This window comes from Phenylobacterium sp. (assembly GCF_036563385.1).
Lineage (GTDB): Bacteria > Pseudomonadota > Alphaproteobacteria > Caulobacterales > Caulobacteraceae > Phenylobacterium.
This window is the reverse complement of the sequence record NZ_DATCML010000004.1, coordinates 243,337-259,541: the sequence shown is the minus strand read 5'-3', so window position 1 is coordinate 259,541 and position 16,205 is coordinate 243,337. Positions and strand designations below refer to the sequence as shown.

Sequence of the window (16,205 nt, the reverse complement as noted above, 5' to 3'; positions counted from 1 at the left end):
CCTCTGCGGCTCTCGCCGCTTATGACCCAGGCCCCCCGTCCGCCGTTTCACCAGCGTTCAGCCCCGGCTTTGGTTCAGCCAGCGCCCCGGATCCACCGGCGCGCCCTGCTCCCGGACCTCCAGATAGAGTTCCGAGGGCGATTGTCGACCATCGGGCATCCATCCGACAGGCTGTCCTGGCGCGACGGATTGTCCGACGGAGACCGACGGTCGCTCGAGGCCAGCCAACACGAGATGGTAGCCGCCCGCCAGCCTTAAAATAAGGATCACCCCCCAACCTTTCACGGGTCCGACGTACTGCACCGCGCCAGCGCCGGGGCTCGTCACCCGCGCGGCTCGCGGGGTCTGGATGGTCACGCCGTTGGCCCGCCCGCCGCCGGCCAGCGGCGCGCCGTAGCGCCGGATCACCGGCCCAGCCACGGGGGTGAGCAGCAGGTCCGGTGGGCGGATAGCATCGGCCGGCATCGGCGGCAGGGGGGTGGCCGCCGGCCCGCGGGCCTCAGCCTCGGGGGTCCGCTCGGCCGCCAGGCTCTCCGTCGTGAACAGGGCCTCGCTCTGCACCGCCGCCAGCCGGCGCTGGCGCATCATCTCATTGGCGGCGGAGGCATAGGTGCGGGCGCGGCCCTGCAACTCGGGCGTCATCGCCTTGACCAGGATGGCGGCGCGCACCGCGTCCTTGGCGTCCTGCGGCGACACCAGCAGGGCCGGCGGCGGGTCGCGGCGGATCTGCTCCAGAACGGACAGCAGCCTCGCCAGCTGGGCCATGTTGGCCGCTTGCTCGGCCGAGAGCTGGGTCTCTTCCAGGTTCAGCCGCGCGAGGCGCTCGCCCGACTGCGCCAGCACCACGCCGCCCAGGGCCATAGCCGCCAGAGACCCGCCGATCAGCGCCTGTGCCCGCATCTAGTCCCTATGATAGGGCGAACCCGCCAGAATTGAGACCGCACGATAGACCTGTTCGGCCAGCATGGCGCGGGCGAGCGCGTGCGGCCAGGTCTGCGGCCCGAACGCCAGCTTGCCGTGCGCCTCGCCGACCAGCGCCGGATCGAGGCCGTCGGCTCCGCCGATCAGAAACACCAGCCGCCGCACGCCGCGGTCGCGCAGGGTCCCGATCTCATCGGCGAACCGCCGGGAGGTCCGCGCCGCGCCGCGTTCATCGCAGGCGATCACGTGGGCGTCGGCCAGGTGCGGGCGCAGCGCCTCCGCCTCGGCGGCCTTGCCGGACTTGCGGCTCTCCACCTCCACCACCTCAACCGGTCCGAGCCCCAGCGAACGGCCGGCGTTGGTCGCCCGCTCCACATAAGTCTTCACCAGCTCCGTCTCCGGTGAGCGGGCGAGTCTCCCGATGGCGACGATGGCGATCTTCACGCGCCCAGGCTTAAGCGCTTCGGCGGCCGCTCGAAAGCCTGCTGGTCTTGAGCTGCGCTGGACGGCGGGAACCTTTCCCACGCGCAGCTTGTCCCTTCGAAAAACCGCAACCGCGAGGGACGAAACATGACAGACGACCATCCGCACAGCACGGCCAAGGTGGCGGGCCACCCGTTGCATCCGATGCTGATCCCCTTCCCGATCGCCTTCCTCACTGCCGCGCCCGTGACGGACGTCGTCTATCTGGCGACGGACCGGCCCGGCTGGGCCGAGGCGTCCATGTGGCTTCTGGGGGCGGGGATCGCCAGCGCTCTGCTGGCCGCCGTGCTCGGCTTCATCGACTTCTTCGGCGACAAGGACGTGCGCCGCCTGCGCCAGGCCTGGCTGCACATGATCGGCAACCTGGTGGCCGTCGCCCTGGCCGCCGTCAGCTTCTATCTGCGCTCCACGGCCGGCGCGCAGGAGGCGGTCGCCCCGGCGGGCGTCACCCTGTCCATGGCAACCCTGGCCATCATGCTGTTCACGGCTTGGCTGGGTGGCGAGCTGGTCTACCGCCACCGCGTCGGCATCGACGCTGGGGACCTCGAACCGGTCCGCGTCAGGAGCGGCCGCTGATCGGCTGGCGGCGCCGCCGACCCGTGCGGGACCAACTTTGGAGGCCAGCCGTGGAGCCGGCTGGCCTTCGACTTACATGGCCGCGGGCGTTCGGTGCGGCGAGTCCACCGACCAGATCTTCTCGATGTTGTAGAAGCTGCGCACTTCGGGCCGGAACAGGTGGACGATGACGTCGCCCGTGTCGATCAGCACCCAATCGCAGTGCGGCAGGCCCTCCACCCGGACCCGACCGTAGCCTTCGTCCTTCAAGGCCCGCAGCAGGTGGTCGGCCATCGCCCCCACGTGCCGGTGAGACCGGCCCGAAGCGACGATCAGCCCGTCCGCGACGGCGCTCTTGCCTTTGAGGTCGATGAAAACGACGTCCTGGGCCTTGTCGTCGTCCAGCTTGGCCAGGATCAGGTTTTCCAGGGCGTCAATGCGACCCTGGTCGTCTTGGGAGGCGTCGGCGTCCGATTGGACGACGGTCGAGGCCTCCGGCGCGCGGGGCGCGGTCTCACGTTGCAGCGGGGTTGCTCCTTTGATGTCCTCGCTTCTCCGAGCCTAGCACGGGTGGAAGCCCGGGTCAGCGTCCCTCACGAAGACGTCAAAGACTTGGTTCCGGTTCCTGTTCCCGCAAGGGCTCAGCGGCGCGGAGTCGGACCGCCGGGCTTGGCCTTGGGGACCCGGCGCTGCCGCGCGCGCAGGGCGGTGGAGGACTGGAAGTTGAAGCGCCCGAACAGGAATACCCAGGCGGGTGGCTGGATGTCGGGGAGGCCCATGGCGCGATGCGAAGGCAGGCGGGCGGCGCGGAACCGCACCGCGGCCGGCGCGAACCGGCTCTTGAGCGAGATCCATGGGCGCGAGACGACGGCCACGGGCACTTCGCGCATGATCTGGGTCCAGCCGCGCCAGCGATGGAAGGTGGCCAAGCTGTCAGCCCCCATGATCCAGACGAACTTCACGCCCGGGAACCGCGCCTTCAGCGCGCGGACAACGTCGATGGTGTACTGCGACCCCAGCCGCGTCTCGGCGTCCGAGACGATCATGTCGGGACCGTTGGCGTAGGCCCGGGCGCCCGCCATCCGCTCGGCTAGATCGGCCGTCTCGTGCGACGGCTTCAGCGGGTTCTGCGGCGAGACCAGCCAGATCACCTGATCGAGGTCGAGCCGCCTGCGGGCCGTCTCGGCCACGTGGGCGTGGCCTTCGTGCGCCGGATTGAAGGAGCCGCCGAACAGGCCGACCCGCATCCCTGGCGCCAGGTGGAAGCCGAGGCGGAGCGCCTTCGGCCGGCCCGCGGGCGCAGTCCGCCGCGCAGGCCCAGCGAACCACATCCTGGCCATCAGGCGCGGCGCGGCGGGGTCGGATGGCCGCCGCGGTCGAGGTGGGGATCGGCCTGACGGACGCGGGCGCGGATGGTGAACACGCCGTCGCCCGCCAGCACCCCGCCGCGGGCGAACAGCCGGCCGTGCTCCCAGTTCGAGAGGCCTAGCTCGGGCTTGTTCAGGGCGTACTGGCCGTCGACCCAGCGCGTGAAGCCGTCGCCTACGAAGGGGGCGTCGATGGTCTGGTAGAACCGCGCCTGTGCGGCCGGATCCTCGCTGACCAGGCTGGCGGCGAACCGCGGGCTGTAACGGTTGAACAGCGCGACCGCTTCGTCGACCGAGTCCACCAGGCGAAGCGTGACCTCGGGGGTTTCCTCCCATTCCCACTCCCGGCCGAGTTCGGCGTCGGCGATCGGCTCGACCAGCGCCTCGTCCACCGCTCCCTCAGCGCGCACGACGGCCCCGCGCGCCGCCCGCAGCTCTGCCGGGATCTGCGCCAGGTCGGCCTCGGCGACGTGCAGCTTCCAGCCACGGCGGCGCTCGCCCGCCTGCTGCAGGGCGTCGAGGAAGACCGGCAGCAGGCCCGGCGCGGCGTCGCGCACGATGCAGCAGGTGTTCAGCGTGTTGCAGACCTTCCGGTCCAGGGAGTGGAAGACGGCGGCGTGGAACCGTTCGGGGTCGGCGGCGGCGTCGGCCACCAACCACGCGCCGCCCGTGCCGTGCAGGCTGACCGGGGTGCCGGCCGAGCGGGCGATGGCGCCCAGCTGCGCCACCGCGGGGCCGGAGCCGCGGGCCACCGCCAGCGACAGGCGGCTGTCGGCGAACATCGCCCAGCCCGCCGCATGGGCGGGCGAGTTGACCAGGGTGACGGCGCCGGCGGGCAGGCCACAGGCCCGAAGGGCCGGGGCCACGGCTTCCTGCATGATCGCGCGCGCCGTCCCAAGCGCGTCGGATCCGATGCGGAAGACCACCGCGTTTCCGCCGCGCAGAACGCCCGTGGCGTCGGCGAAGACGTTCGGACGACCTTCGAACACGAACGCCACGACGCCGAGCGGGGCCTTGATCTGCTCGACCGTCCAGCCCGGGTGCCGCACGGTCTCGGCGACCTCGCCGCGTGAGGGCTCGGAGTCGCGCCAGGCGCGCAGGCCTGCGATCATGTCCTCCAGCATTGCGGGGGTGATCTGCAGCCGGGTGGTGGAGCGGCCGCGGGCGCGTGCGCTCTCCACGTCGGCGGCGTTGGCGGCGAGGATGCTGTCGCGGGTCTGGCCGGGCTCCAGGTTCTCGGCGAAATGGGAGAAGAACGCGCTGATCTGGACGTCGGAGACCTGCCCCATCCGGGCGAAAGCCTCGTAGGCCTCGCCGACCGCCTGTTCGGCCAGCCTGGCCTCGGCCAGCGGGACGTGCAGCAGGGCGCCGTCCGCCACCAGGAGCCGGTCGCCCGCCCGGAACGCCGCGGCCAGGGCATCGTCGACATAGGCCACGCGATCGCCGCCCCAGACGATGGCCTGGCCGGGGACGAGCCTCTCCAGCCGCCCGTGTCGGGGCGCGTCGCCGCGCCGTCCTGTTCCGCCGTCGTCCATATGCTCAGCCTGAGCCTTACCTAGCCGCGCCCGGCCCGCCGCGCCAGCGCCGAACTCAGGTCTGGGCGGGATCGGGCGCCGGTTCACAAGGCAGGGCGAAGCGGAACACCGCGCCTTGCCCAGGCTCGGACGTGACGCCGATCACCCCGCCCATGGCTTCCACGAGGCCTTTGCAGATGGCGAGGCCGAGGCCCGTCCCGCCATGGCTGCGCGAAGCCGAGCCGTCCACCTGGGAGAACCGTTGGAACAGGAGTCCCTGCTGCTCGGCCGTCAGGCCAGGGCCGGTGTCGGCCACTTCGACGATCAGCCCGTTCTCGGCGAAGGCGGCGCTGACCCGGACGTGGCCTTGGCTGGTGAACTTGACCGCATTGCCCATCAGGTTCAGCAGCACCTGGCGCACCCGGTCACGGTCGACCTGAAGGCGGGATGGCAGGTCGGTGAGCCGCGTCTCGATCGCCAGGCCCTTGCTGGCCGCCTGCTGCTCGAGGACGGACGCGACCTCCTGCACCAGGGCGGCCACGTCGCAGGGCGAAGGCCGGATCTCCACCTGGCCAGCCTCCAGCTTGGAGAAGTCGAGCACGTCATTGATGGTCGCCAGCAGGGCCTGGCTCGCGCCTTCGATGCGGGCGGCGAACATGGCCGCCTGCGGAGTGAGGTCGCCGCGGACCTTCAGCAGGCCCGAGAAGCCGATGATGGCGGTGAGCGGCGTGCGGAGTTCGTGGCTCATATTGGCCAGGAACTCGGACTTCGCCTTGGCCGCGGCGTTGGCCTGGTCGCGCGCCTCCTTCAACTCGGCTTCCAAGGCGACCTGGGCGGTGACGTCGCGCAGCACGTCGACGATCTCCAGCGGACGGCCGCTCGGGTCCCTGACCAGCCGGGGATTGGCTTCGATCCACAGCCAGCGGCCGTCCTTGTGCCCCACGCGATAGCGGATCGCCTGGCCCGGACGGTGAAGGCCGCGGACCACATCTCCGTAGGCCTGGGCGAACCCGGCGCGATCTTCCAGGTGCAGGCGGTCCACGATGTTGGTGCCGACGACCTCATCGGGGCGGAAGCCCGTGACCGCCTCGACGCTGGGGGTGACGTACAGCACCTGCCCGTGCGGATGGGTGCGGGCGATGATGTCCGTGGCGTGTTCCGCCAGCAGCCGGTAGCGCGTCTCGCTCTGCTCCAGCGCCGCCTCGGCCGCCTTGCGGTCGCCGATGTCCCGGATCACCGCCACCATCTCGAGGGGGCGCCCGGCTTGGTCCCGAACCATGCGGAAGCGGGTCTCCACCCAGACCGGATGGCCGTCCTTGTGCTGGGCGCGGTGCTGGACCGTCTTTTCGTCCAGCCCAGCCGCCATTTCGGCGAAGGTCGCCAGGATCATTGGCCGATCTTCCGGCCAGGTGAAGTCCTGCGCCGGGCGGCCCGCCATCTCTCGCGGGCTCCAGCCGATCAGCCGCTCGATCCCTGGCGAGATGTAGGTGGAGCTGCCGTCCATGCGGATGCGGGTGACCGCGTCGGCCATGTTGTCGGCCAGCAGGCGGTACCGGGCGCGGCTGCGCTCCACGGCCTTGATGCTCTGCAGGTGGTCGGTGATGTCCTCGATGACCCCGAACAGGCCGATGACCTGACCGTCCTCGCCGGCCTGGGCGCGGGTGCGCAGCATCACGTCCCGCACCGACCCGTCCGCCCTGTGCAGCTTCAGCTGCATCTCGTAGCCCTCGCCGGAGGCGAAGGCGTCCAGCACCGCCCGGGCGTGACGTTCGCGGTCTTCCTCGGCGTAGAAGGCCAGCGCTTTGCCGAAGTCCGGCTGGAAACTCGCCGGGTCCAGGCCGTGGATCCGATAGGTCTGCTCCGACCACGTGAGCTTCAGGGCGGGACCGTCGATGCGCCAGTGGCCCACGCCGGAGATCTGCTCCACCAGTTCGAGCAGCAGCCTGTTGGCGTCGCCCCGACGGCGATCACGCGCGGCTTCCATCTCGCCGACCACCATCTGCGCCAGCCGCGACAGGAGGGTCAGGGCCTCGGCGGAGGGGCGCGGGCGCGGCTTGCCGTCCATCACGCAGAGCACGCCGATGTTGTGGCCCTGCGGGGTTGTCAGGGTCGCCCCGGCGTAGAAGCGCAGGCCATCCTTGCCGTTGACGAAGGGCTGGTCCGCAAAGCGCGGGTCGCCCGCGGCGTCCTCGACCACGAAGATCGAGTTCGGGGCGCCCTGGATGGCGGCGTCGCAGAAGGTCAGGGCGCGCGGCAGCGAGCCGCCGGGGGCGCCCATGGCCGACTTGGCGTACTGCCGATCCTCGCCGACCAGGGAGATCAGCGCGATCGGAGCGCCCAGCACCTCGGCGGCAAGGGCGGTGAAGCGGTCGAACGCCGGCTCGGGGGGCGTGTCGAACACATCGTAGTCGAACAGCGCCGCGAGGCGCTGGACCTCCGCCTGCGCGTCCATTCCGTCCCGTCCCATCACGTCGAGGTTTATATCGCACGCAGGGGTCGGAATGGCCGTGTGGCAGGCCGCCTCAGGCGAGTTCGGCGCCTCGGTTGGCGAGCGCCAGGTCGTCGGCGTGGACCAGCGGCCCGGAGGTGTAGCCGAGCGCAGCCTCGATGGCCTCGCTTTTCAGGCCGCAGATCCGGCGGGCGTCGGCGGCTTCGTAGCGCACCAGGCCGCGGGCGATCTCCAGGCCGGTCTCGTCGCGGATCAGCACGGCGTCGCCTTTGTCAAACTGCCCGTCGATACGCCGCACACCCGCCGCCAGCAGGCTCTTGCCGCGGGCCACGGCGGCGGCGGCGCCGGCGTCGACGACCAGGGCGCCGGCGGGGGCGAGCGAGCCGGCGATCCAGGCCTTGTAGGCGGCGGCCGGGGTGGTCGCGGGCTCGATGACGGTGGCGGCCTCGCCGTGCTCCACGGCGGAGAGCGGCGAGGGGCGGTGGCCCAGGGTGATCACGGTGGCGCAGCCGGCGGCGGCGGCGATGCGGGCCGCTTCCAGCTTGGTGGCCATGCCGCCGGTGCCGACGCCGGCCTCCGCGTTCGCCCCGCCGGCCATCGCTTCCACCTCGGGCGTGATCCGGGCGAGCCGCGGGATGTGGCGGGCCTGCGGATCGCGCCGCGGGTCGGCGGTGTAGAGGCCGTCGATGTCGGACAGCAGCACCAGCACGTCGGCGCCGGCCATCTGCGCCACCCGGGCGCTCAACCTGTCGTTGTCACCAACGCGGATTTCTTCTGTGACGACAGTGTCGTTCTCGTTGACGATGGGTATGACGCCGAGGCCGAGCAGGGTGTCCACGGTGGCCCGGGCGTTCAGCCAGCGGCGGCGGACCTCGGTGTCGTCGCGGGTCATCAGCACCTGGGCGCAGGCCGCGCCGTGCGGCTCGAAGGCCTCCTCCCAGGCCCGCATCAGCAGGGACTGGCCCGCCGCGGCGGACGCCTGCTTCTCGGGCAGGGTGAGCGGGCGCTTGCCCAGGCCCAGCCGGCGGCGGCCCAGCGCCACCGCGCCCGAGGAGACGATCAGCACCTGCTGCCCGCGCGCCCGCAGCCGGGCCACGTCGGCGGCCAGCGCGGCCAGCCAGCCCGCGTCGGCGCCGGCCTCGCCCACCAGCAGGGCCGAGCCCACCTTGATCACCACCCGTCGGGCGCGGGCGAGCTCGCTCACGGGTTCCAGCCCCCAGGCGTCGGCGGCTCCTCGGCCGGCTCATCCTCGTCGACGACGATCTCGCCGCGCCGGCGGCGCACAAGGGCCCAGGCCTCGCGCAGCAGCTCGGTGACGTTCTCGCCGGTGAAGCCCGAGACCAGCCGCGGCCGCACCCCGGCGGCCTCCTCGAGGGCCTCGGCCTTCAGCTGGCGCTCGTCGTCGGACAGGGCGTCGATCTTGTTGAGCGCCAGGATCTCCGGTTTGTCGGCCAACTCCTCGCCGTAGGCCTCGAGCTCCTTGCGGACGATCCGCCAGGCCTCGCCCACGTCGTCCTGGGTCCCGTCCACCAGGTGGACGAGCACGGCGGTGCGCTCCACATGGCCCAGGAAGCGGGTGCCGATGCCAAGGCCTTCCGAGGCGCCCTCGATCAGGCCCGGGATGTCGGCAAGGACGAACCGCTCGCCGGCCGACAGGTCGACCATGCCCAGGTTGGGGGCGAGGGTCGTGAAGGGGTAGTCGGCGATCTTCGGCTTGGCGGCCGAGGAGGCGGCCAGGAAGGTCGACTTGCCGGCGTTCGGCAGGCCCACCAGGCCCACGTCGGCGATCAGCTTCAGGCGCAGCCAGATAGCCCGCTCCTCGCCCTCCTGGCCGGGGTTGGCGTGCTTGGGCGCCTGGTTCACCGGGCCCTTGAAATGGGTGTTGCCGAAGCCGCCGTTGCCGCCCCTCAGCAGGCGGATGCGCATGCCGGGCTGGGCGAGGTCGTGGAGGATGGTCTCCTTGTCCTCGTCCAGCACCTGGGTGCCCACGGGGACCTTCAGCACCACGTCGGCGCCGGCCGCGCCGTGGCGGTTGCGGCCCATGCCGTGGCCGCCGGTCTCGGCCTTGAAGTGCTGCTGGTAGCGGTAGTCGATCAGGGTGTTCAGCCCCTCCACCGCCTCGATCCAGACGTCGCCGCCCTTGCCGCCGTCGCCGCCGTCGGGCCCGCCGTACTCGATATACTTCTCGCGCCGGAAGGAGACGGCGCCGCCGCCCCCGTTGCCGGAGCGGATGTAGACCTTCACCTGGTCGAGGAACTTCATCGGGTAGAGACTCTGCGGCGGATGGCGTGGACGATCAGCGCCGCCACGAAGGATTTGACGATGGCGCCGGGTATGAAGGGGAAGACCCCTTCCATGAAGGCGCGGCCGACGCCGGCCAGGGTGGACAGCCACGCCCAGCCCAGCGCCAGGACGAGCAGATGGCCCAGCAGGAAGGCGCCGGCAAGCCTCGGCCAGTCCCGCGTCCGCTCGGCCGTGCGGCCGGTGAGCGGCGCGGCCAGCAGCATGCCCAGCAGGAAGCCCCCGGTCTCGCCCATCAGCACCTCGGGGCCGCCCTCGCCGCCGGCGAAGACCGGCAGGCCCACTACCCCGCAGAGGAGCCAGACGAGCACGATCTGCAGCGCGAGCCGCATGCCCGACAGGCCGGCCAGGGTGAACAGCGCCAGGGTCTGCAGGGTCAGCGGCACGGGGCCGATGGGGAGCGAGACCTGCGAGGCGAGCGCCAGAACCGCCGCGCCGCCCAGCACCACGGGCACCCGCCACAGCTGGCCCCGACCCTGGATCAGGCGGGCGAGCGGCGGCGTATGCACCAGGGGGTCCTGCTCGGGCGTGGCGGTCATGGGCTCGGCGATAGCACGAAAAGCCGGCCGTTCCTCCCCCGCGCGCCGCGGAGGCCGGGGGGAGGAACCTGGCTCAGGCCAGCCACACCATGCGGCGGGAGGGGACCTTGCCGCCGCGGGCCGCGCAGTCCTGCAGGACCACGTCGCCCGTGTAGAGGAAGCCCGCCTTGCAGAGCACCTGGCCGGACGCCGGGTTGTCGGCGAAGTGGCCGGCCTCGACGACGTTCTTCCGCCAGTCGCGCTTCACCCACTTCAGCGCGCCGCGGACGGCCTCGGTGGCGTAGCCGCGGTTCCAGAAGGGCCGTCCCAGCCAGAAGCCCAGCTGCGGCCGGCCGTTGGAGCCGGTCTCGACGCCCAGCATGCCCACCAGGCCGAAGTTCCGATGCTCGATGGCGAAGGTGGCGCTGCGCACGAAGTCCTGCCGCGCCATCCGGTCCAGGAAGGCGTCGGCGTCCTCGGGCCCAAAGGGATGCGGCAGCCGGGCGGTCATGGCGGCCACGTTGAAGTCGCCGGCCAGACGCACCAGGGCGTCGGCGTCGGTACGCACCGGCCCGCGGAGCACGAGCCGTTCCGTCGAGACGACGGGGGTCACTTCTATGGCGCACATGTCTTACCTCCCGGCCCACTTGCGGGGCCCTGAAACGAAAGCGGGGAGCCCGGCTGACCGGACTCCCCGCTTGGTTCGTCTGTCCGGTCCGCCTTTGCTGGAGAGGGCGGAACCGGATGGAGGTTGGTTCCGCCTATTCGGCCGCCATCACCTCAGTCGCCGGAACCACCGTCACGTAGGTGCGGTCGTTTCGCTTGGTCACGAATTTCACGGCGCCGGTCACGGTGGCGAAGAGGGTATGGTCCTTGCCCATGCCCACGTTGTCGCCCGGCCAGAACTTGGTGCCGCGCTGACGCACGAGGATGTTGCCGGCGAGCACAGCTTCGCCGCCGAACTTCTTCACGCCGAGACGCTGACCGGCGGAATCGCGCCCGTTGCGCGAGGAGCCGCCCGATTTTTTGTGAGCCATGGTGCTCTCCTAACTCTCTGTGAGGCTGCCGGACCGATTACTCGGCGGCGCCTTCGTCCTTCTTGGCGGCCTTCTTGGCGGCCGGCTTCTTGGCGGGCTTGGCTTCGGCCTCGACCGGCGCGTTCACTTCCGCGCTGGCCATGGCTTCCTGCACCGCCGGATCCGCGAGGACCTCGTCGGCCGTGGTCGCGGCGGCGGCCTTCTTCGGCGCAGCCTTCTTGGCCGGGGCCGGGGCGACTTCCGCCGTCGGCGCGGCGGCGGCCGCGACCGGGGCCATGAAGGCCAGGTTGCGCGAGCGGGCGTTCAGCTCGGCCTTGGTGGTCAGCTTCACTTCGCCGTCCCACTTGGCCGCTTCCTTGCCGCCCTCGCCGGTGATGGCGGTGACGCGCAGGACGCTTTCCAGCTGGCGATGGCCCTTGGTGCGGCGATAGCCCTGGCGGCGGATCTTCTTGAAGATCTTCACCTTCTCGCCCTTGCGGGTCTCGATCAGGGTGGCCGCCACGGAGGCGCCGGCCACGGTCGGGGCGCCGAGGGTCACGGCGTCGCCGTCGCCCAGCATGAGGACGTCGCCGAACGACACGTTCGCGCCGGGCTCGCCGTCGAGCTTCTCCACGACCAGCACGTCGCCGGGCTGGACCCGGTACTGCTTGCCGCCGGTCTTGATCACCGCGTACATCGTTCGCGCGCCTTCGTACTTATAGTGTGTGCAAAACGGAATGCGCCCGCAGGAAGCCCCGCGGGCGAGAGGGGCGGACTTATACGCAAGGGCGGCGGAGAGTCAACGCGGGAGGGGGACATGATCCGCCGTCGACGCCAAGGCTGTGCGGGACAGCGTTTCCGTCCTCCCCTGTGTCATCGCGGAAGCGGCGGAGCGGCTGTCCGGGCCCCCTGGCGCTGCGCTGGCGGCGGCGGCGTTCCTGTCTCATCTGGCCGTGTTGGAGACGCGGGTCCCGGTCTTCGGCTGCCCGAAACCGGGATGACAGTCGGGTGGGGGCTGCCGGTGGTTCAGGCCTGCGCCTTCTGCGCCTTGGGTTCATGGCGGCCAGTTTGCCTGCCTGTGGAGCTTGCTCAAGGACGCGTCCGGAGGACGCGCCGCGGGGCGGCCGGCCGGAGGCCGGTCCTTGACCAAGCTCCACAGGCAGGCTCCGCTGCTGCCGTGGACTTAAGGCCTTTCAGCATCCGGGGATGCTGGTCCAGGAGAGCGGAGCACGGGCATGCTGGGAGCGGTTCGGGGCGTGGTCGCGGCGCTAGCCGTTTCGAGCGCGGCTTCGGGTGCCGGGGCGCAGGCGCAGGCGGCGGCCGGCGGCGTGGTCGCCGAGGCGCAGGCCTTCATGGCGGGCTATGCGCAGGACCTGGTGAAAGGCGACCGGGCCGCGCTGGCGGGGCGGTATCACCGGGACGGGACCTGGATGTCGGTGAACGGCTGGCGCGAGTTCGTGAGCCACGCCCAGATGACCAAGGACTACGCGGAGCGCTGGGAGGGGCCGAAGGCCTTCGCGTGGCGGGACCTGGCCTATGAGCCGGCGGGGGCCGACGCGGTGGTGGTCACCGGCGGCTTCGCCTGGACGGCGCCGGACGGGAAGGTCCAGCCCTATGCCTATACCGCCCTGCTGAAGCGCCAGGATGGGGCTCTGCGGATCCGGGTGGAGCACGAGACGCAGACGCCGGAGCCGAAGCGGTAGCTTGTTCTCCCTCTCCCGCGTGGCGGGAGAGGGCGGGGTGAGGGCGGTGCAGGAGGCTGGGCTCGCGCTCCGGTGGGATCCGGGTCCAGCGGCGGTTCGGGCGGCTGGCCCCGGAGCCGCCCTCACCCTACCGCGGGAGGGAGAATTTGGAGGAGGACGCGATGGCTGCTCCCAAGCTGCCGATGGAGGGCGGGTGCCGGTGCGGGCGGGTGCGGTTCCGGATCGCGGCGGAGCCGATGATCACCTCGGCCTGCCACTGCACCGGGTGCCAGCGGATGACGGCCAGCGCCTATTCCTTGTCGGTGATGGTCCCGGCGTCCGGTTTCGAGGTCGTGCAGGGCGAGACGGTGATCGGCGGCCTGCGCGAGCCGCCGGCGCACCACTTCTGCGCCTTCTGCATGAGCTGGATGTTCACCCGCCCGCCGATGGCGGAGTGGGTGGTGAACGTGCGGGCGACCATGCTGGACGACCCGTCCTGGTTCTCGCCGTGGATGGAGACCTACACCTGCGAGAAGCTGCCCTGGGCCGACGTGCCGGCGGCGCGCTCGTTCGAGCGCTTCCCTGAGATGGACGAGTTCCAGTCGCTGATGGCGGCGTACCGGGCGGAGACGGCGGGCGCGGCGGAATAGGACCGCATGGCTTCAGCGTAACACGGATCGGCGGGATCTGCGGCAGCGCCTGATCGTCGCGCGGTGTGACCACGGTCACGCCGGCGGGACCGCGGCCGGCTCATAAGCGCCGCCTCCTGGCGGGCGGCGAAGGCCGGCGCGAGGGCGATCACCCAGCGTACTGCGAAGTTGCAGATCCGATCGGCGAAGGCGCCGGTATCGGCGCGGCCACCCTTCGCATACCAGCGGTCGCCCGCGCGCCGGCCTACGGCGCCCGCCAGATTACCAAGCCGATCGAGAGAAGGATCCGAGACGATGCCGGAGGCGACCGCCGCCTGGCCGCGCAAGACGCGCGAGCTGATGAACCACCACATGGACTCCACGGTGTGGAACGACTTCGCCTTCCGCGACGACGACGTGATCGTCGGCACCTATGCGAAGAGCGGCACCACCTGGACCCAGCAGATCGTGGGCCAGCTGATCCACGGCGGCGACCCCGACGTGCGCATCGCCGAGATCTCGCCCTGGTGGGACATGCGCATCATCCCGCCGGAGGTGCGCGAGATGGTTCGGGCCCAGCCGCACCGGCGGGTGCTGAAGACCCACCTGCCGGTGGACGCCCTCGTCCTGTCGCCGAAGGCCAAGTACCTCTACGTGGCCCGCGACGGCCGCGACGTGATGATGAGCATGTGGAACCATCACGCCAACTTCCTGCCGCTGGCCTTCGAGCTGATCAACGGCACGCCCGGTCTGGTGGGCGAGCCGCTGCCGCCGGCCGATCCGGACCCCCGCCGCTACTTCCGCACCTGGCTGGACAACGACGGGGCGCCGTTCTGGTCGTTCTGGGAGAACATCGGCAGCTGGTGGGCGGCGCGCCACCTGCCCAACGTCAAGCTGGTGCACTTCGAGGACCTGAAGCGCGACCTGGAAGGCGAGATGCGGGCGATCGCCGATTTCCTGGAGGTGAAGGTCCCCGCCGCCCGCTGGTCGCAGGTGGTCGAGCACTGCACCTTCGACTGGATGAAGGCCAACGCCGACAAGGTCGCGCCGCTGGGCGGGGCGGTCTGGGAAGGCGGCGGCGCCACCTTCGTCAACAAGGGCGTCAACGGCCGCTGGCGCGACGTGCTGACGGTGAAGGACAGCCTGGACTACGAGCGCATGGCGCTGGAGCGGCTGGGCCCCGAGTGCGCCCACTGGCTGGCCACCGGCGAGCTGCGCGCGGCGCAGGCGGCGTAGGCTGGCGGTGACTTCGGTCACGTCGACACTGTGGCCGAACGGCGATAGCCGAGCCACAGTGTCGGTGTGGCAAGGGAGGCCGCACATGGGATCGCGAGCTGCGCTGAAGACGACCGCCTCGGCCACGCTGGCGCTGGCGCTTGCCGCCTTCTGCCCCGGCGCGGCCGCGGCGGCCGAGTGGCGCGCCCCGCGCACGCCGGACGGCCGCCCAGACCTCGGCGGCGCCTGGGCCAACGCCACCCTGACGCCGTTCGAGCGGCAGAAGGACTTCAAGGACCTGGCGGTGCCCGAGGCCGAAGCCCTGGCCTATGACCGCAAGTGGGTCGGGATCGTGCGCCAGGAGAAGGATCCGGTAGGTCAGGCCGACACGGAGTGGCCCGAAACCGGCGATGGCCTCACCCGGGTGCGGGACGTGGCCCGAAGCTCGTGGATCGTGCAGCCCGCCGACGGCAAGATCCCGTGGACCGCGAAGGCGCGGGCCTGGAACAAGGTCCAGGGCGAGGCCATGGAGACCCGCTTTGACCATCCGGAGGAGCGGCCGCTGGCGGAGCGCTGCCTCTGGTCACGCCAGGCGGGGCCGCCCTTGCGCAGCGGGCCGGACCTCAGCGTCCACCTGTTCGTGCAGACGGCCGACCACCTGGCGATCGTCACCGAGGCCAACCCCATGCCGCGGATCGTACGCCTGGGCGGGACCCACCAGCCCGGCGTCCGCCCCTGGATGGGCGACTCGATCGGCCGCTGGGACGGCGAGACCCTGGTGGTGGAGACCGTGGGGCCGCATCCGCTGCAGTCGCGCGGACCGGACGGGGACGCCGGCGCCACCCACAAGGTGACGGAGCGCTTCACCCGCACCGGGCCGGACGAGTTGCACTACGCCTTCACCGTCGAAAATCCGGCGCTCTACGCCCAGCGCTGGCAAGGCGAGACGGTGATGAAGCGCAGCAAGGGACCGCTGTACGAGTACGCCTGCCACGAGGGGAACTACGGGCTGGAGAACATCCTGCGTGGCGGGCGGGTCGCCGAGGCCGAGGCGAAGGCCCAGGCTCAAGCTGACGCGGGCGGGAAGGCTCCGGCCGGGGGCGCGGCGCCGGCGGCGCCCTGAGCCGGGCTTAGTCGACGCACAGGCCGCCGGTGACCTGGCCGTCCTCGACGTTGGAGAAGCAGCCGCAGGGGTCGTTGCTGCGCTGGCACTGGCCGGTCACCTTGCCGCCAGGCGGCGGCTTGGCGCCCTGGAAGCGGCAGTCGCCCTGGCACTGGTCGCCGTCGGTGCAGGCCTTGCCGGCGTCGGCGAAGGGGATGACGCACATCGGCCGCCCAAGCATGCAGACCGGGCGGACGGTCCCGCCCTGCCGCGCGCAGGCGGCGGCGTCGGGCGGCTGCCGGCCCGGGCTTTCCGGCTGGTCCGGATGGGCGCCGCCGGAGGGCGCCGGGCGGATGGGCTTGGGCGCATCGGAACTGGCGGCGGGGGCGGCGCAGGCGGCGAGCGCGAGCACGGCGGCGAGGATCAGGCGGCGCATGGCGCCGAGCCTAGGCC

At 71.6% G+C, this 16,205-nt stretch carries 17 protein-coding genes and 1 pseudogene; 5 read left to right on the top strand and 13 right to left on the bottom strand.

All coding sequences use genetic code 11. The features are described 5' to 3' along the window. Positions 1-57: 57 nt before the first annotated feature. Both VIL67_RS02125 and rlmH read right to left on the bottom strand, forming a co-directional pair. Positions 58-900 (bottom strand): murein hydrolase activator EnvC family protein, encoded by an 843-nt coding sequence (locus tag VIL67_RS02125; protein WP_332047189.1) that lies wholly within the window; start codon positions 898-900, stop codon positions 58-60. After that, positions 901-1,365, bottom strand: coding sequence for a 23S rRNA (pseudouridine(1915)-N(3))-methyltransferase RlmH (gene rlmH / locus VIL67_RS02120; protein WP_332047188.1), 465 nt, complete (start codon positions 1,363-1,365; stop codon positions 901-903). A gap of 126 nt (positions 1,366-1,491) precedes the next feature. Between rlmH and VIL67_RS02115 the strand changes: the two genes are divergently transcribed. After that, positions 1,492-1,980, top strand: coding sequence for a DUF2231 domain-containing protein (locus VIL67_RS02115; protein ID WP_332047187.1), 489 nt, complete (start codon positions 1,492-1,494; stop codon positions 1,978-1,980). A gap of 72 nt (positions 1,981-2,052) precedes the next feature. Here VIL67_RS02115 and rsfS read toward each other — a convergent pair whose 3' ends face one another. The 10 genes and pseudogenes from rsfS to rplU all read right to left on the bottom strand — a co-directional run. Beyond that, positions 2,053-2,397, bottom strand: a complete 345-nt coding sequence (gene rsfS, locus VIL67_RS02110) for a ribosome silencing factor (protein WP_414696186.1) — start codon at positions 2,395-2,397, stop codon at positions 2,053-2,055. 203 nt (positions 2,398-2,600) lie between these two features. Beyond that, the gene (locus VIL67_RS02105; protein ID WP_332047186.1) at positions 2,601-3,290 is read right to left on the bottom strand and encodes a nicotinate-nucleotide adenylyltransferase; all 690 of its coding nucleotides are present in this window, start codon (positions 3,288-3,290) and stop codon (positions 2,601-2,603) included. Between the two features lie 8 nt (positions 3,291-3,298). Further along, on the bottom strand, positions 3,299-4,861 hold the full coding sequence (locus VIL67_RS02100; protein WP_332047185.1) for an aldehyde dehydrogenase family protein: 1,563 nt from the start codon (positions 4,859-4,861) through the stop codon (positions 3,299-3,301). A gap of 55 nt (positions 4,862-4,916) precedes the next feature. Further along, positions 4,917-7,292: a PAS domain S-box protein gene (locus VIL67_RS02095; RefSeq protein WP_332047184.1), complete on the bottom strand. Its 2,376-nt coding sequence runs from the start codon at positions 7,290-7,292 to the stop codon at positions 4,917-4,919. Between the two features lie 70 nt (positions 7,293-7,362). After that, positions 7,363-8,493 (bottom strand): glutamate 5-kinase, encoded by a 1,131-nt coding sequence (proB, locus tag VIL67_RS02090; protein ID WP_332047183.1) that lies wholly within the window; start codon positions 8,491-8,493, stop codon positions 7,363-7,365. After that, a complete protein-coding gene (obgE, locus tag VIL67_RS02085; protein WP_332047182.1) occupies positions 8,490-9,551 on the bottom strand; it encodes a GTPase ObgE in 1,062 nt (353 codons plus the stop codon). The genes proB and obgE overlap by 4 nt, the downstream gene beginning before the upstream one ends. Next, positions 9,548-10,129, bottom strand: a complete 582-nt coding sequence (locus VIL67_RS02080; RefSeq protein WP_332047181.1) for a biotin transporter BioY — start codon at positions 10,127-10,129, stop codon at positions 9,548-9,550. Before VIL67_RS02080 ends, obgE begins: the two co-directional genes overlap by 4 nt. A 73-nt stretch (positions 10,130-10,202) precedes the next feature. Further along, positions 10,203-10,736: a GNAT family N-acetyltransferase gene (locus VIL67_RS02075; protein ID WP_332047180.1), complete on the bottom strand. Its 534-nt coding sequence runs from the start codon at positions 10,734-10,736 to the stop codon at positions 10,203-10,205. A gap of 133 nt (positions 10,737-10,869) precedes the next feature. After that, positions 10,870-11,145: a 50S ribosomal protein L27 gene (rpmA, locus tag VIL67_RS02070; protein ID WP_332047179.1), complete on the bottom strand. Its 276-nt coding sequence runs from the start codon at positions 11,143-11,145 to the stop codon at positions 10,870-10,872. A gap of 172 nt (positions 11,146-11,317) precedes the next feature. Continuing rightward, positions 11,318-11,821: pseudogene (rplU, locus tag VIL67_RS02065) on the bottom strand (50S ribosomal protein L21); the annotation flags it as partial. A 538-nt stretch (positions 11,822-12,359) separates the two neighbouring features. Here rplU and VIL67_RS02060 point away from each other — a divergent pair. From VIL67_RS02060 to VIL67_RS02045, 4 genes are all read left to right on the top strand, one after another. Continuing rightward, positions 12,360-12,827: a nuclear transport factor 2 family protein gene (locus VIL67_RS02060; protein WP_332047178.1), complete on the top strand. Its 468-nt coding sequence runs from the start codon at positions 12,360-12,362 to the stop codon at positions 12,825-12,827. Positions 12,828-12,988: 161 nt separating this feature from the next. After that, complete coding sequence (locus tag VIL67_RS02055; RefSeq protein WP_332047177.1) at positions 12,989-13,456, top strand: GFA family protein; 468 nt, start codon at positions 12,989-12,991, stop codon at positions 13,454-13,456. Between the two features lie 294 nt (positions 13,457-13,750). Beyond that, complete coding sequence (locus tag VIL67_RS02050) at positions 13,751-14,671, top strand: sulfotransferase domain-containing protein (RefSeq protein WP_332047176.1); 921 nt, start codon at positions 13,751-13,753, stop codon at positions 14,669-14,671. Positions 14,672-14,756: 85 nt separating this feature from the next. Further along, a complete protein-coding gene (locus VIL67_RS02045) occupies positions 14,757-15,773 on the top strand; it encodes a hypothetical protein (RefSeq protein WP_332047175.1) in 1,017 nt (338 codons plus the stop codon). 7 nt (positions 15,774-15,780) lie between these two features. Here the strand turns inward: VIL67_RS02045 and VIL67_RS02040 are convergent, their stop codons facing one another. Next, entirely contained in the window at positions 15,781-16,188 is a 408-nt protein-coding gene (locus tag VIL67_RS02040; RefSeq protein WP_332047174.1) for a hypothetical protein, read from the bottom strand. Between the last annotated feature and the right edge of the window lie 17 nt (positions 16,189-16,205).

Excerpts from the sequence above, each read along its gene's own strand:
- VIL67_RS02125 (WP_332047189.1), bottom strand. The coding sequence starts at position 900 with ATGCGGGCACAGGCGCTGATCGGCGGGTCTCTGGCGGCTATGGCCCTG.
- VIL67_RS02115 (WP_332047187.1), top strand. The coding sequence starts at position 1,492 with ATGACAGACGACCATCCGCACAGCACGGCCAAGGTGGCGGGCCACCCG.
- VIL67_RS02105 (WP_332047186.1), bottom strand. The coding sequence starts at position 3,290 with ATGTGGTTCGCTGGGCCTGCGCGGCGGACTGCGCCCGCGGGCCGGCCG.
- VIL67_RS02100 (WP_332047185.1), bottom strand. The coding sequence starts at position 4,861 with ATGGACGACGGCGGAACAGGACGGCGCGGCGACGCGCCCCGACACGGG.
- VIL67_RS02095 (WP_332047184.1), bottom strand. The coding sequence starts at position 7,292 with ATGGACGCGCAGGCGGAGGTCCAGCGCCTCGCGGCGCTGTTCGACTAC.
- obgE (WP_332047182.1), bottom strand. The coding sequence starts at position 9,551 with ATGAAGTTCCTCGACCAGGTGAAGGTCTACATCCGCTCCGGCAACGGG.
- VIL67_RS02080 (WP_332047181.1), bottom strand. The coding sequence starts at position 10,129 with ATGACCGCCACGCCCGAGCAGGACCCCCTGGTGCATACGCCGCCGCTC.
- VIL67_RS02075 (WP_332047180.1), bottom strand. The coding sequence starts at position 10,736 with ATGTGCGCCATAGAAGTGACCCCCGTCGTCTCGACGGAACGGCTCGTG.
- rpmA (WP_332047179.1), bottom strand. The coding sequence starts at position 11,145 with ATGGCTCACAAAAAATCGGGCGGCTCCTCGCGCAACGGGCGCGATTCC.
- VIL67_RS02060 (WP_332047178.1), top strand. The coding sequence starts at position 12,360 with ATGCTGGGAGCGGTTCGGGGCGTGGTCGCGGCGCTAGCCGTTTCGAGC.
- VIL67_RS02055 (WP_332047177.1), top strand. The coding sequence starts at position 12,989 with ATGGCTGCTCCCAAGCTGCCGATGGAGGGCGGGTGCCGGTGCGGGCGG.
- VIL67_RS02050 (WP_332047176.1), top strand. The coding sequence starts at position 13,751 with ATGCCGGAGGCGACCGCCGCCTGGCCGCGCAAGACGCGCGAGCTGATG.
- VIL67_RS02045 (WP_332047175.1), top strand. The coding sequence starts at position 14,757 with ATGGGATCGCGAGCTGCGCTGAAGACGACCGCCTCGGCCACGCTGGCG.
- VIL67_RS02040 (WP_332047174.1), bottom strand. The coding sequence starts at position 16,188 with ATGCGCCGCCTGATCCTCGCCGCCGTGCTCGCGCTCGCCGCCTGCGCC.